Origin of the sequence: Kibdelosporangium philippinense, from assembly GCF_021390435.2 — a bacterium.
In the GTDB taxonomy this organism is placed as follows: domain Bacteria; phylum Actinomycetota; class Actinomycetes; order Mycobacteriales; family Pseudonocardiaceae; genus Kibdelosporangium; species Kibdelosporangium philippinense.
Map to the genome: position 1 here is coordinate 283,726 of NZ_JAJVCN010000003.1, position 12,866 is coordinate 296,591.

Consider the following 12,866-nt stretch of genomic DNA (forward strand, 5'->3'; position numbering starts at 1 on the left):
AGTAACTAATAAGACTCACGTCGTCACGAACGGGTGATCCGTGTCCACCGATCGGCTCAAGGGAGGGTGGCTTGCTCGAAGCCGTACGGGTGACGAAACGGTTCGCCGGCGTACCGGTCCTGCGCGACGTCGACTTCCTGCTGGAACGCGGCCAGGTGCACGCACTGGCCGGCGAGAACGGCGCGGGTAAGTCCACTTTGGTCAAGGTGCTCACCGGCGTGTTGCAGCCGGACAAGGGCATGGTGTTCCACAAGGGACAACCAGTCCGGTTCAGCGGCCCACGGGACGCGTTGGCGCGTGGAATCAGCACGGTGTACCAGGATGCGAACCTGGTCGGCTCGATGTCGGTCAGCGCCAACCTGTTTCTCGGCAGGGAGCCACGAAACCGGTTGGGGCTGGTGAACTTCCGACAGATGCACGCGGCCGCAGGACGGTTGCTCGACTCGTTCGGCCTGCTGATCGACCCACGCAGCGAGCTGCGTTCGTTCACCCCCGGCATCCGGCAGATGATCGCGATCGCGCGCGCGGTGGACACCGATTCGCGCGTTGTGATCCTCGACGAACCCACCGCATCCTTGGAACCACCGGAGATCGACACACTGTTCGACGTCATCCGGCGGCTGCACGAGCGCGATGTCGCCGTTGTCTACATCAGCCACCAGCTCACCGAGCTCTACCAGATCTGCAACCGCATCACGGTGTTGCGTGACGGCCAAGTCGTCCACAGCGGACTGATGTCGCAGATCGGCCCGAGCAGGCTGCTGGCCACGATGCTCGGCCGCGATCTTGCCGACATCCGCCCGCACCACGTGCCCAACACATCGCGGAGTTCGGTTTTGCAGGCACATGGGCTTTTTAAGCACGCCGAGATTGACAACGTTGACATCGACGTACACGCAGGTGAAGTAGTAGGCCTCGGCGGCCTGCACGGATCAGGCCGCAGTGAAACGGTCAAAGCCCTCGCCGGGCTGCGTCACCTGGAACGAGGCACGGTCCATGTGCAGGGCAAGCCGATCCAAACCGGCTCGGCGGCCAAGGCGATCCGCGCGGGCATCGTGCTGGTCCCCGAAGACCGCAAGGCCGAAGGCCTCATCCCGCGCCTGTCGGTCCGCGAGAACATCGTCCTCGCGGCGCTCCCCCGCCTGTCGCGAGCGGGCATCGTGTCACGGTCCAAACAGGACAAATTGGTCGAGACATTCATGCGGCGGCTACGAATCCGCGCGGCCAGCGCCGAACAGCCGGTGCGTGAACTGTCCGGCGGCAACCAGCAAAAGGTCATGCTCGCCCGGTGGCTCGCGATGAGCCCGAAGGTGCTTCTGCTCGACGAGCCCACGCGTGGCATCGACGTCGCCGCCAAGGTCGAAGTCCGTGCCCTGGTTGAAGAACTGGCGGGGCAAGGGCTTGGCATCGTGCTCGTGTCCAGCGACGTGCATGAGCTCGTCGCGGGCGCGGACCGAGTCGTTGTGCTGCGCGAAGGCGCCCGTATCGCGGAACTACGCGGCGAACAGGTCACCACGGACGCGGTGATGTCGGCGATCGCCGAGGGGCCTCAATGACGCGAACCCAGGTGTGGGTGAGCCGGGGTTATTGCGTATACGCGGCCCTTGTGGTGCTCGTGATCATCAACTGCTCGATCTCCGCTACCTTCCTGACCCCAGACACGCTGTACGCGCAACTGGTCGCGGTGGCCCCCGTGGTGATCGCGGCGCTGGGCGTCGCGTTGGTCATTGGGACAGGCGGCATCGACTTGTCCATCGGGGCGGTGATGTCCATCAGCGCCGCGCTCTTTCCCGCGTCGCCTGTGCTGGCGCTGCTCGCTGGGGCGATGGCGGGCGCGTTGTCGGGTTCGCTCATTGCGGTTTTCGGAGTCCAACCAATCGTGGCGACGTTGGCGATCCTGGTCGGCGGCCGCGGATTGGCGAACGTCCTTGGTCAACCACAGGGAAGCATCCCGCATCCAGTGTTGATCGCGGTGGTTCTCGTTGTGGTGGTGGCGTTTTTGGCGGAACGAACGACGTACGGCCGTCAGCTGGTGGCGATCGGCGGTAACCGGAAGGCTGCTGGATATTCGGGCCTGCCGGTGACGCGGGTCCTGATCACCACTTACGTCCTTTGTGGCGTGTTCGCCGCCCTGGCCGGTGCTTTGCCTGCGCCGCAGCATGTCTATCCCATCCACACCGGACTTGCCTCGATCAGCGCGGTGATCGTCAGCGGAACACCGTTGTCCGGTGGGCAAGTCCGCGTGCGTGGCACCATCGCGGGCGCGCTCGTGATGCAGTTGCTCACGACGGCATTGCTGACGTTGGGCACACCAACGTCACTCATCCTGATGTTCCACGCGGTGATCATCATCGTGGCGGTGCTGAGGTGTGTTCGATGACGCGGGGCGCTCCCTCGATTTTCTTGCTGCTGTTGGTTTTCACCCCGGCGCCCCTCGATCACCTGAGCACGATGGTGAACCAGGCGTCGGCGCTCGCGATTGTCGCTGTGGGCATGACGATGGTCGTCGTGACCAAGGGCATCGACTTGTCCGTTGGCGCTGTCTACGCGTTGGGTGCCGTGCTCGCGGCTTACTCGTCGCAGTGGGGCGTGCTGCCTGCGTTGCTCATCCCGTTGGCCGCCGGGGCTTTGGCCGGTGCGGCCCAAGGTTGGCTGATTGGGCGGAAACAGTTGGCGCCGTTCATCGTGACGGTCGGCGGCCTGCTTTTCACACGTGGCTTCGGCCAGCTCATCTCCGATGAGGGACAGCGAACCTATGTCGTGCCCAAGGACTCCGGGTTCCTCACGCTCGGTCAAATCGCCCTGCCCCTGGCTTTGGCGGTCGCACTGTTCTGTGGCTTGTTGTTGCGGCGCACGCCCTTCGGTCTCCGCATGGCGGCCGTCGGCGGGTCGGAAGACGCCAGCGACCTGATGGGCGTGCCCGTCGCGCGAACCAAGATCCTGGTTTACATGATGTCCGGCACGCTTGCCGGTCTCGCGGGCACCATCGCTGCTGCTCAGGCGGGTACGGGCGCCGCGAACGTCGGCGTCGGCCTCGAACTGCAGGCCATCGCCGCCGTAGCCATCGGCGGCACGATGCTGTGCGGCGGCTCGGGAACCGTCGCGGGCACGCTGGCAGGGGTGGCCGTGCTGTGGCTGATCCGCGACCTGTTCGCCGACCGCCCGCACCAGCAGGCCGTGATCAGCGGTGGCCTGCTGATCGTGATCCTCGTAGCCCAGGCCCTGCTGCGCCGGACCCGATCAGGATCGTTCACCCAGGCGGAGTAAATAGTCCGGTTACCAGGGTCGTAGCGACCCCGTCCGCGGCGGGCAGGTCATCGCGTCAATATCCCGTCAGATTCGCCGGTTGTTGGCGGAGCCGTCACCACCCATGATTAGCCTCATTACCCATCGCAACTGACCCTGCACCCACCGCGAACGGAGTTCAAAATCGTGGAACGTCGCAGTTTCTTACGAGTGGGAGTTGTCGGAGCAGCCGCCGCCGCGTTCGGCGGAGCATCTTGGTCCGACGCCTTTGCCGCAACCGCTCAGCCTGGTCCGAGCCCATACGGGCCGTTGCAGGCGGCGGACGCGAACGGCATCATGCTGCCGAGTAACTTCACGAGCAGGGTCGTGGCTCGCACCGGTCAGCGCGTGACCGGCACGAACTACACCTGGCACGCGGCGCCGGACGGTGGCGCGTGTTTCGCTGACGGCGCGGGCTGGATCTACACGTCGAACAGCGAAGTCGCGATCACCGGCGGCGCTGGTTCGATCAAGTTCGACGCCAACGGCAACATTACTGGCGCGTACCGGACGTTGTCGGCGACCAACGTGAACTGCGCGGGTGGTGCTACTCCTTGGAACACGTGGCTTTCCTGTGAGGAAGTCGACCGCGGCTATGTCTACGAGACGGATCCGTGGGGCGTGAAGGCCGCTGTCCGGCGCCCGGCGATGGGCCGGTTCAAGCATGAGGCCTGTGCCGCGGACCCGGATCGCAAGGTCATCTACCTGACCGAGGACGTTCCGGATGGCGCGTTCTACCGGTTCATTCCGAACACGTGGGGTGACCTTTCGGCCGGTCGGCTCGAGGTCATGATCGGGACGAACTCGCAGACCAGCGGGCCGGTCACGTGGAAGCAGGTGCCCGACGTGGACGGCAGTCCAGCCACGCGCAGCCAGGTCGCCGGGACCAAGCGGTTCAACGGCGGCGAAGGGTGTTACTACGCCGCCGGGATTTGCTGGTTCACCACAAAGGGTGATGGCCGCGTGTGGGCCTACGACGCGGCCAACAGCACCATCAGCCTCACCTACGACGACTCGCTTGTCACCAGCGGAACGCCGCCGCTGACCGGCGTGGACAACGTCACCCGGTCGAGTGGTGGTGACCTCTTTGTCGCTGAGGACGGCGGCAACATGGAAATCTGCATCATCACGCCGAACGCCATCGTGGCGCCGTTCTTGCGGATCAACGGCCAGAGCAGCTCGGAGATCACCGGGCCCGCGTTCTCCCCGAACGGCAAGCGCCTGTACTTCTCCTCGCAGCGTGGCACGTCCGGCAGCAGCAGCGGCGGAATCACCTACGAGGTAACCGGCCCCTTCCGCACCTGATAAACCCTCGTGAGTGGTTATCCGGGTTAGAACACGGATAACCACTCACGAGGCTTACGCTGGGAAAAGTTCGAAGGCGACGGCTGGTTTTCCGCCGAAGCGTTCGCCGGTCTGCCGGGCGTGGTCACGCAGGAACACGTTGGGATCGGACATCGGGCCGGGGCCGAGGCCTTCCAGGTACTTCTGGTGTGCCTCAAGGGATGCCACGCCACGGTCCAAACCGGACTCGACGCTCACCGCGTGCCCGGCGTTCGGTGAACCGGTGATCGCCACCCAGCGCACGCCCTGCCACTTCGGCAGGCCGAGCTCGGTGAAGATCCACTGGTTTCCGGCGTCGCCGACGGCGTCGAGCACCGCTTCACCGACGTTACGGTGGTCCGGCGAATTACGGTGCCCGCCTGGCCAGTGCGGCGCGTGGTTCAAGGTGATCACGAGTTCTGGCTTGTGCCTGCGGATCGCTGAGGCGATGTCCCGGCGCAACGGGATGCCGTACTCGATCACGCCATCCTTGTGGTCAAGGAATTCCACTTCGGACACACCGACGACCCTGGCCGCCTCGATCTGCTCGGCTTCGCGCAGCGGGCCGCACTCTTCCGGTGGTATGCCGTCGATTCCGGCTTCACCACGGCTTGCCAGCAGGTACACGACCGTCTTGCCTTCGTCGACCCATTGCGCGATTGCCGCGGAGGCGCCGTATTCCAGGTCGTCCGGGTGGGCTACGACTGCGAGCGCGCGCTCCCAGTCGGTGGGCATCGGCTCGTAGTCGGTCATGCTCAGCTGCTCCGGCGGCGCTGCGGCTGCGCGCGAGTTGGCTTCTTGGCCGCCGTTTTCGCGGTCGTGGTCCGTGAAGCCGAAGTGGACTTCGCGGGCTGCTTGGCGCCGGTCTTGGCAGCGGCCGACTTCGCAGCGGCAGCAGTCTTCGCGGGCGTCTTCTTTGCCTGTGCTGTCACGGATTTCGTCGGCGTGCTCGCCGCAGCTGCCTTGGCGGGCGCGGGTTTCGGCACGGGCTCGGCGACAACCGTCACGCGCTTCGGCTCTTCAGGTTCCGGCGCCGGGGTGGGAGCAGGCCGGGTGTCGGCGCGCCAGCTCGACCGGCTGCGCGTACGCGACCAACGGACCGCGTTTTCCGGGCGGCGCATCGATTCCCCAGCAGCAGGGCGTGCACGGCCTGCGCGCACGGCACAGCCGACCAGGAACAGTGTGTGACGCCAAAGCCTGTGCTGCTTCACCGTTGCGACAAGCTCACCAATGGTTGTCCGCACGACGGTCTCGTCCGGCCAGCTCACCTTGTACGCGGCCACAACCGGCGTTTCGTCGTCGTAACCACCGGCGCGCAACGCATCCGCGAGTTCAGCGGCGCGCGCGGCGGGCAGCAGCACGGCCATCGTCGTACCGAACTGCGCGTACTCCTTGATCTGCGCCAGATCGGGCATACCGACTGTTTCTTGGCCCGCCATGATCACGGAGTCGGCGTAGTCGGCCTCGACCAGCGACACACCTGCCGACACCGCGGCCGCCGACATCGGCGACACGCCCGCGACGACGTCCGCTGGGAGTCCAACCCGCGCACAGATGTCCAACTGTGCCCGCAATCCGCCCCATGTGGCTGGGTCGCCCGCGAACAAGCGCGCCACGCGCAGCTTGTCACGCACCGCCCTGCGGTACAGCTCGACGATCTCGTCGTCGCTGTGCCGGGCCAAATCGATCAGTTCGGCCTCGGGTTTCGTGTTCTCGCGCACCCATCCGGCGTCGATGATGCTCGGTGTCCACAACACCACGTCGGCCTCGCCGATACGGCGAGCGCCTCGTACCGTGATCAGGTCCGTTGCCCCCGGACCCGCCCCGACAAAGCTGATTCCCGCACTCACTCGGCGACCGTACCGTGACGCTCGGCACCTCCCGTGCTCGCCCCAGGCACTCGCGATGCGACACTCCATCGTGTGACAGCGACGGGAGAGCAGGTTTTCGACTGGATCGACGCGCGCGCGGAAGACCGCCGCCGCGCCGGGCTGACCAGGCAACTTCGCCCTCGCAGGGCGGACAATTCACTGCTCGACCTTGCCGGGAACGACTACCTCGGGCTCAGCAGGGACAAGCGTGTCGCCGGTGCCGCGGCCGCGGCCGCGTTGCGCTGGGGCGCGGGATCGACCGGGTCACGGTTGGTCACCGGGACCACCGAGCTGCACACCGAACTCGAACACGCGTTGGCTTCTTTCTGTGGCACACAAGCAGCTTTGGTGTTCTCGTCCGGTTTCGCGGCGAACCTCGGCGCGATCACGGCACTGTCCGGAAAAGGTTCGGCAATCGTTACCGACGCCTATATCCACGCGTCGTTGATCGACGGATGTCGGCTCTCACGTGCGGACATCGCAGTGATGAACCACGGCGACGCGAAGTCGATCAAGCACGCGCTGTCGACGCGCCGGACCGAGCACGCCCTGGTTGTCACCGATTCAGTGTTCTCAGTAGACGGAGACCTCGCGCCGCTGCCCGCGCTCGCCGAAGCGTGCCGTGAGCACAACGCGGGACTGCTCATCGATGACGCGCACGGTTTCGGCGTGCTCGGCGAAGGTGGCCGAGGCGCGGTCGCGGAAGCCGGTTTGATCAAGGAACCGAACGTGATCACGACCATCACGTTGTCGAAAGCCCTTGGCGCACAAGGAGGTGCGACGCTCGGGCCGCGCCGCGTGATCCGTCATCTGCTGGAGACCGCGCGGACGTTCATCTTCGACACGGGCCTGGCGCCGGCCAGCGCGGCCGCTGCCTTGGCAGCGTTGAACGTGCTCAAAGAAGAACCCGAACGGGCGACACGCGTTCGTGACAACGCGATGACCGTGGCGATGCGCTTGCGGGAAGCGGGTTTCCGGGCGTCCATGCCGGACGCCGCGGTGATCTCGGTACAGGCTCCGTCCCCTGCGGACGCCCTCAGCTGGGCGGACGAGTGCCGGGCAGCCGGGGTCTGGGTCGGCTGCTTCCGGCCGCCGTCAGTACCGGACAAGATCTCGCGCCTGCGGCTGACCGTCCGCGCGGACCTCACCGAATCGGACATCGACAAGGCCATCGACGTGATCATCCGCTGCGCCCCGCCGGGCGCCGCTCAGAGGTGAGTCGCGTAGTAACCAAGCGAACGGTTGTACCTGGGCAGGTGTTTGGCCAATGCGGCCAACGCCAGCCCAGCGGCCTCTTTTTCCCGCCCAGTGTCCACAAGGGCCAGCGCGAGGAACGCGTCGAGCGCGTCATCCAACGTCGCCACTGACTCATCCGCGTCCGGACGGCCGCGCTCCGCGGTCAGCAATTCGACGCTTTCCTCGGCACGCCCGAGGTTGCGCAGCGTGCTGGCCAACTGGATCAAGGCGCGGCGCCGCCGGTAGCCGCTCAAGCCGGACTTGAGCGCGGCCCGATAGAGCGGCTCGGCCTTGTCCGGCAGCCCGGTCGAGTCGTTCGCGCACGCGCGCTCGAACAGCCCGACCGGATCGTCCTTCGGCAGCTCGTCCGCCAGTGCTTCGATCCGCGCTCTGAAGTCGGCTTCCTCGTGGGAATCCAGCGCCGCCCACAGCGCGGTCACGCGGTTTTCCCAGTCCTCAGTGGTGCTCACCCGCGCAGGATGTCACGGCATCGGCTTTTTGATCTGCTGCATCAGCTCCGTGTAGTACGACATCACCCGGGTGTACACGCCTGGCTTGTTCGGCAGCGCGCAGCCTTCACCCCACGAGGAGATCCCGAGCAGCCTGCCGTGCGCGATCAGCGGCCCGCCGGAGTCGCCCTGGCAGCCGTCTATCCCTCCTTGGGGGTAACCCGCGCAGACCATCGCGCTCGAGTTGTACTTCGGGAACGAGCTCTGGCAGCTCTCGTCCGATACGACCGGCACCTGCGCCTGCAGCAGGTACTGCGAGGTCGAGCCGCCCGACGAGGTCCGTCCCCAGCCGAGGATGGTCGCGTCGGTGTTCTCGGCGTAGGCGAAGTCGTCGTTGGACGTGGCGATCGGCAACGCCTTGTACGCGGTGATCGGCGTCGCCAGGGTCAACACCGCCACGTCGTGCCCGGCGAGCGCGTCGGAGTACTTCGTGTGGGTCCAGATTCCTTTGACGGCGACTTCGAGGCCTTCGGACCTGTTCTTCTTGTCGTCCCGTCCGGCGACCACGATGACATCCTTGGGCACCTGGTTCTTCACGCAGTGCGCGGCCGTGATGACCTTGATCGACGAGGCCAGCGTGCCACCGCAGAACTGGAAGCCGTCCGGCCCCGCCAGGTACACGACGAACGGGTACTGCTGCGTGCTCGCCCTTGTGCCACCGACTATCCGGACGTCGGCCGACGCGGGCACCGCGGCCGCGACCAGACCGGCGAGGAGGCACACCACCGCCAGCAGACGGCCGACTCTGAGTTTGTCCCTCATGGCGTGCTCCTCCAGACTCCCCTTGCGAACCATGCCCACGTTAGGTGAGAAGAGATCAACGCGCTGTCACTGAATCGGGTGGACTTGAGTCGTGATTAGCTAGGCGGGTGCGGAGGATGTTCGTGATCTTGCTGTTCGTGGCCGGATGCAGTGTGCAACCTGCCGCGCAACAGTTGCCCGAACCGCCCACGACCTCCCAAACACCCGTCGCGACGACGCAAACGACGGCAGCCGCCAAGCCGGTGTGGGAAGTCGGCAAACACCCGTTGCCGAAGGCGCCTGGCGGGTTCGGGCAGATCCTGCCGACACCGCCCGAACTGGTGAACCGGTCATTGCCGACAAAGGACGTCCTGGCGCCACCGGCGGACGGTAAGTACAAATCGACCATCGCGCCTATTCCGGCCGATGTGCTGGCCCGCAGCACCTGGCAGGCTGCCTGTCCGGTGACCAAGGACGAGCTGAGGTACCTGACGATGTCGTTCTGGGGATTCGACGACCGCCCGCACACCGGCGAGATGATCGTGAACACGAAGGTCGCCCAGCAGGTCACGGGCGTGTTCGGCAAGCTGTACGCGGCCAAGTTCCCGATCGAGGAAATGCTCGTGACCGCGCCGCCTGAGCTGACCGCGCCACCAACGGGCGACGGCAACAGCACGACCGCATTCGTCTGCAGGCCCGCGCGTGGCCAGACCAACTGGTCAGCGCACGCCTACGGCCTCGCGGTCGACATCAACCCGTTCTGCAATCCGTACAGCAAAGGCGAGCTCGTGCTGCCCGAGCTCGCCTCCGCGTATTTGGACCGTGGGAGAGTCCGGCCCGGCATGATCCGGGCCGGTGACACCGTCGAGCGTGCGTTCGCCGCAATCGGCTGGACCTGGGGCGGCACGTGGCGCACGCCCAAGGACCTGATGCACTTCTCGGCGACAGGCTCCTAAAAGATCTTTCGGTAATAGGGTGAGTCGTTGCGGGTGATACGCCTTGCCTGGTAGGACAATCGTGGTGTGCCAGAACCGTCACGATCGACCGGCCAGCGTCGGAAAGGCCGTAGCAGCAAGAAAGTAGCTGCCCGCCGTGATTTTGAGGCGTTGCGAGAACGTCGGATGCGGGCAGCGGAGATGTTTGACCGCGGCAAGCGGCAGGTCGATGTGGTGGTGGAGTTGGGAGTCTCGGCGCAGACCGCCTCACGGTGGCACCGGGCGTGGTCGGCCGGCGGACGGCAGGCATTGGCCGGGGCTGGTCGTGCCGGGCGGCTGCCCAAGCTGACCGACGAGCAGGTGGCCGAGGTGGCCGGCGCGCTGGCGCAGGGGCCGAAGGCGAACGGATTCCCGACCGACATGTGGACACTGGCACGGGTGGCCAAGGTCATCGAGAAACTCACCGGGGTGCGGTACTCGCAAACCCAGACCTGGACGATCCTGCGCGAGCGGCTGGGCTGGAGCAGGCAGCGTCCCGCCCGCCGCGCCACCGAACGCGACCAGGAGGCCATCGACAGGTGGGTGAAAAAGGAGTGGCCACGCATAAAAAAAGCGCCCGGCGCCGAAGGGCCTGGATCTGCTTCCAGGACGAGTCCGGATTCTCCCTGCTGCCCGTAGTACGGGCCACCTGGGCGCCACGCGGTCAGACCCCGGTGCTGACCCACCGGTTCTCCTGGAAACGCCTGTCGATGTCCGGCGCGCTGGCCTACCGGCCCGACCGCAGCGAGGCCGTGTTCGTGTTCGGCATCAAAGAAGGCGCCTACAACACCGCCTCGCTGATCGAGTTCCTCACCGCTCTGCTCGATCACCTTGACCGCCAGAAAGTCACCCTGATCTGGGACGGCCTGCCCGCCCACCGTTCCGCGGCCATGAAGGAATGGCTGGCCACCCAACGACACTGGCTGCGCGTGGAACCGTTGCCCGGCTACGCCCCCGACCTCAACCCGATGGAAATGGTGTGGGGCAACGTCAAAGCCACCGAGCTGGCCAACTTGTGCCCGGACACCATCGACGAGGCCCACACCGCCACCCAGGCCGGCCTGGAACGCGTCGGCAGCAGCTACCAACTGTGCTTCAACTTCCTCGACCACACCGGCCTTTCCCTATGACACAATTCACTCAAATACCGAAAGATCTTTTAGTTCTTGCTCCCGCTGTTGCTGTCGTTGTTCTGGTCGTCATCGTCGGACGGGCGACGGCGGAAGCCGCTGAAGACCTTGTCCGCGACACCCGACAGCGCGCCGCCGACGTCGTTGAAGACCTTGACCAGCGGGTCGGTCGAGTTGTCCCACGCGTCCTTGTAGGACTTCGCGGCACCTTGGATGTCCTCGTTCAGCGGGTTGCCCTCGTCCTGCGCGTCGCGGCGTTTGTAGTCGCCGGTCAGGATCGTGCGGTACTCCTCGGACGCGGCCCAGCGCTGCAACTGCGAGGCCCGGACGACCGCGAACGGATGCGTCTGCTGCTCGACCGCGAGCAGCTTGATGATGCTGTCGCGGATGTCCTCGACCTCTTCGTACTCCTTGGCCTGCTCGAGGAAGGCCGGGATGTCGATCTGGGAGAGGTCGGTCGCGCCAGCGAGGTACATGTGCGCACGCAGTGAGGCTTGCGGGTCCTGGCCAACGAGCAGACCGGCACGGTCACAGCTCAGCTCGGCCTTGCGCTGCCACTCGTAGAGCGCCGCGATGACCGCGCGCAGCCCGATCACGCCCATCGGCACCCAGGCGATCGAGCGCTGCAGCTTCAACAGGCGGTCGAGCAGCGTGAGCAGCACCGCGTGCCCGGACAGCACATGGCCCATCTCGTGACCGATCACGAACCGCAGCGCCTCGGTGTCGAACAGCTCGACAAGACCGGACGACACCACGATGAACGGCTCGTCGATCCCCCTGGTCTGCGCGATCACGCGTGGGTCGCGGGCGACGTAAACCTTGGGGACCTGCTCGAGGTCGAGGATCTCGGCGGCCTCGGTGCGGATCCGGTCGATCACCGGGTACTGCGAGGGGCCCACCCGCACGTGCGACGCCACCGCCATCAGCCGCTCGGCGCGCTCGTTGAACAGCGCGTTCAGCGTCTTGAGGACGTCGGCGACGCCAGGTACGGCGCGCAAAGTGGCCATCGCACCGCGATCGGCCGGGTGTTCGTATGCGCGTGGACTGATTCCGGGGAATCGGACGCGCGGTGACGACTGTTGGACGTCGGATTCAGTCACGGTGGTAAACCCTCTCCCTGTGGTTAACGCCAACGTACGCGGAAACGGACATCAAGAGGGCCGACTGGACCGCATACCCGGCAAAGACCAGGGTTGTCCCTGACTCTCGAAATCAGTGAGACCAACTACCGGAGGTAGAGCATGAGCCTGGAGCGTCCCGTCACGCCTGACCCCTACGACCTGCTGCCAACGGTCCGGTCGTTCACGCTGTCGTCGACCGACGTGACCGGCGGCGAGCAGCTGCCCGGCGCGCAGGTGTTCGAGGACGGCAACACCTCACCGCAGCTGAGCTGGTCCGGTTTCCCGTCGGACACCAAGAGCTTCGTGGTGACGTGCTTCGACCCGGACGCGCCGACCCCGTCGGGCTTCTGGCACTGGCTGGCCATCGACATCCCGGCCTCGGTGACCTCGTTGGACACCGGCGCGGGGGAAAGCGATGCCACGTTGCCGCAGGGCGCGTTCCACACGCGCAACGACTTCGGCAACCACAAGTTCGACGGCGCGGCACCGCCCGCTGGCGACCAGGTGCACCGCTACTACTTCGTGGTGCACGCCGTGGACCAGGAGAAGCTCGGCGTCGACGAGGGCGCCTCGGCCGCGTACGTCAGCTTCAACCTGGCTTTCCACACGCTGGCGCGCGCCATCCTCGTACCCACCTACCAGCACTGAGAAACTCGTGAGTGGTTATGCGGGTTAG

The 12,866-nt window shown here is 65.9% G+C and carries 13 protein-coding genes and 1 pseudogene; 9 read left to right on the plus strand and 5 right to left on the minus strand.

Annotated elements, in window-relative coordinates; genetic code table 11:
* Nucleotides 1-71: 71 nt before the first annotated feature.
* From LWC34_RS33185 to LWC34_RS33200, 4 genes are all read left to right on the plus strand, one after another.
* The gene (locus tag LWC34_RS33185) at nucleotides 72-1,556 is read left to right on the plus strand and encodes a sugar ABC transporter ATP-binding protein (protein WP_233729226.1); all 1,485 of its coding nucleotides are present in this window, start codon (nucleotides 72-74) and stop codon (nucleotides 1,554-1,556) included.
* On the plus strand, nucleotides 1,553-2,380 hold the full coding sequence (locus tag LWC34_RS33190; protein ID WP_233729227.1) for an ABC transporter permease: 828 nt from the start codon (nucleotides 1,553-1,555) through the stop codon (nucleotides 2,378-2,380). The genes LWC34_RS33185 and LWC34_RS33190 overlap by 4 nt, the downstream gene beginning before the upstream one ends.
* Entirely contained in the window at nucleotides 2,377-3,267 is an 891-nt protein-coding gene (locus tag LWC34_RS33195; RefSeq protein WP_233729228.1) for an ABC transporter permease, read from the plus strand. The genes LWC34_RS33190 and LWC34_RS33195 overlap by 4 nt, the downstream gene beginning before the upstream one ends.
* Nucleotides 3,268-3,432: 165 nt before the next feature.
* On the plus strand, nucleotides 3,433-4,590 hold the full coding sequence (locus LWC34_RS33200; RefSeq protein ID WP_233729229.1) for an alkaline phosphatase PhoX: 1,158 nt from the start codon (nucleotides 3,433-3,435) through the stop codon (nucleotides 4,588-4,590).
* A 54-nt stretch (nucleotides 4,591-4,644) separates the two neighbouring features.
* Here the strand turns inward: LWC34_RS33200 and LWC34_RS33205 are convergent, their stop codons facing one another.
* Together LWC34_RS33205 and LWC34_RS33210 are read right to left on the minus strand one after the other, a co-directional pair.
* Nucleotides 4,645-5,361: a PIG-L deacetylase family protein gene (locus LWC34_RS33205; protein WP_233729230.1), complete on the minus strand. Its 717-nt coding sequence runs from the start codon at nucleotides 5,359-5,361 to the stop codon at nucleotides 4,645-4,647.
* A 2-nt stretch (nucleotides 5,362-5,363) separates the two neighbouring features.
* Nucleotides 5,364-6,458 (minus strand): cobalt-precorrin-4/precorrin-4 C(11)-methyltransferase, encoded by a 1,095-nt coding sequence (locus LWC34_RS33210; protein ID WP_233729231.1) that lies wholly within the window; start codon nucleotides 6,456-6,458, stop codon nucleotides 5,364-5,366.
* Nucleotides 6,459-6,530: 72 nt separating this feature from the next.
* Between LWC34_RS33210 and LWC34_RS33215 the strand changes: the two genes are divergently transcribed.
* A complete protein-coding gene (locus LWC34_RS33215) occupies nucleotides 6,531-7,697 on the plus strand; it encodes an 8-amino-7-oxononanoate synthase (RefSeq protein WP_233729232.1) in 1,167 nt (388 codons plus the stop codon).
* On the opposite strand, the gene LWC34_RS33220 is transcribed toward LWC34_RS33215, so the two are convergent.
* The gene (locus LWC34_RS33220) at nucleotides 7,688-8,185 is read right to left on the minus strand and encodes a tetratricopeptide repeat protein (RefSeq protein WP_233729233.1); all 498 of its coding nucleotides are present in this window, start codon (nucleotides 8,183-8,185) and stop codon (nucleotides 7,688-7,690) included. The two genes, LWC34_RS33215 and LWC34_RS33220, sit on opposite strands and share 10 nt — an antisense overlap.
* 12 nt (nucleotides 8,186-8,197) lie before the next feature.
* Nucleotides 8,198-8,986: a S1 family peptidase gene (locus LWC34_RS33225; RefSeq protein WP_233729234.1), complete on the minus strand. Its 789-nt coding sequence runs from the start codon at nucleotides 8,984-8,986 to the stop codon at nucleotides 8,198-8,200.
* A gap of 116 nt (nucleotides 8,987-9,102) precedes the next feature.
* Here LWC34_RS33225 and LWC34_RS33230 point away from each other — a divergent pair, with 116 nt between their 5' ends.
* From LWC34_RS33230 to LWC34_RS33240, 3 genes and pseudogenes are all read left to right on the plus strand, one after another.
* Nucleotides 9,103-9,921: a M15 family metallopeptidase gene (locus LWC34_RS33230; RefSeq protein ID WP_233729235.1), complete on the plus strand. Its 819-nt coding sequence runs from the start codon at nucleotides 9,103-9,105 to the stop codon at nucleotides 9,919-9,921.
* Nucleotides 9,922-10,086: 165 nt separating this feature from the next.
* A pseudogene (locus tag LWC34_RS33235) lies at nucleotides 10,087-10,479 on the plus strand (winged helix-turn-helix domain-containing protein); the annotation flags it as partial.
* Nucleotides 10,419-11,069, plus strand: a complete 651-nt coding sequence (locus LWC34_RS33240) for an IS630 family transposase (RefSeq protein ID WP_235729343.1) — start codon at nucleotides 10,419-10,421, stop codon at nucleotides 11,067-11,069. The pseudogene LWC34_RS33235 and the gene LWC34_RS33240, both read left to right, overlap by 61 nt.
* Before the next feature lie 29 nt (nucleotides 11,070-11,098).
* Here LWC34_RS33240 and LWC34_RS33245 read toward each other — a convergent pair whose 3' ends face one another.
* Entirely contained in the window at nucleotides 11,099-12,169 is a 1,071-nt protein-coding gene (locus tag LWC34_RS33245) for a M48 family metallopeptidase (RefSeq protein WP_233729236.1), read from the minus strand.
* Between the two features lie 141 nt (nucleotides 12,170-12,310).
* On the opposite strand from LWC34_RS33245, the gene LWC34_RS33250 reads away from it, so the two are divergent.
* The gene (locus tag LWC34_RS33250; protein ID WP_233729237.1) at nucleotides 12,311-12,838 is read left to right on the plus strand and encodes a YbhB/YbcL family Raf kinase inhibitor-like protein; all 528 of its coding nucleotides are present in this window, start codon (nucleotides 12,311-12,313) and stop codon (nucleotides 12,836-12,838) included.
* Nucleotides 12,839-12,866: the final 28 nt, after the last annotated feature.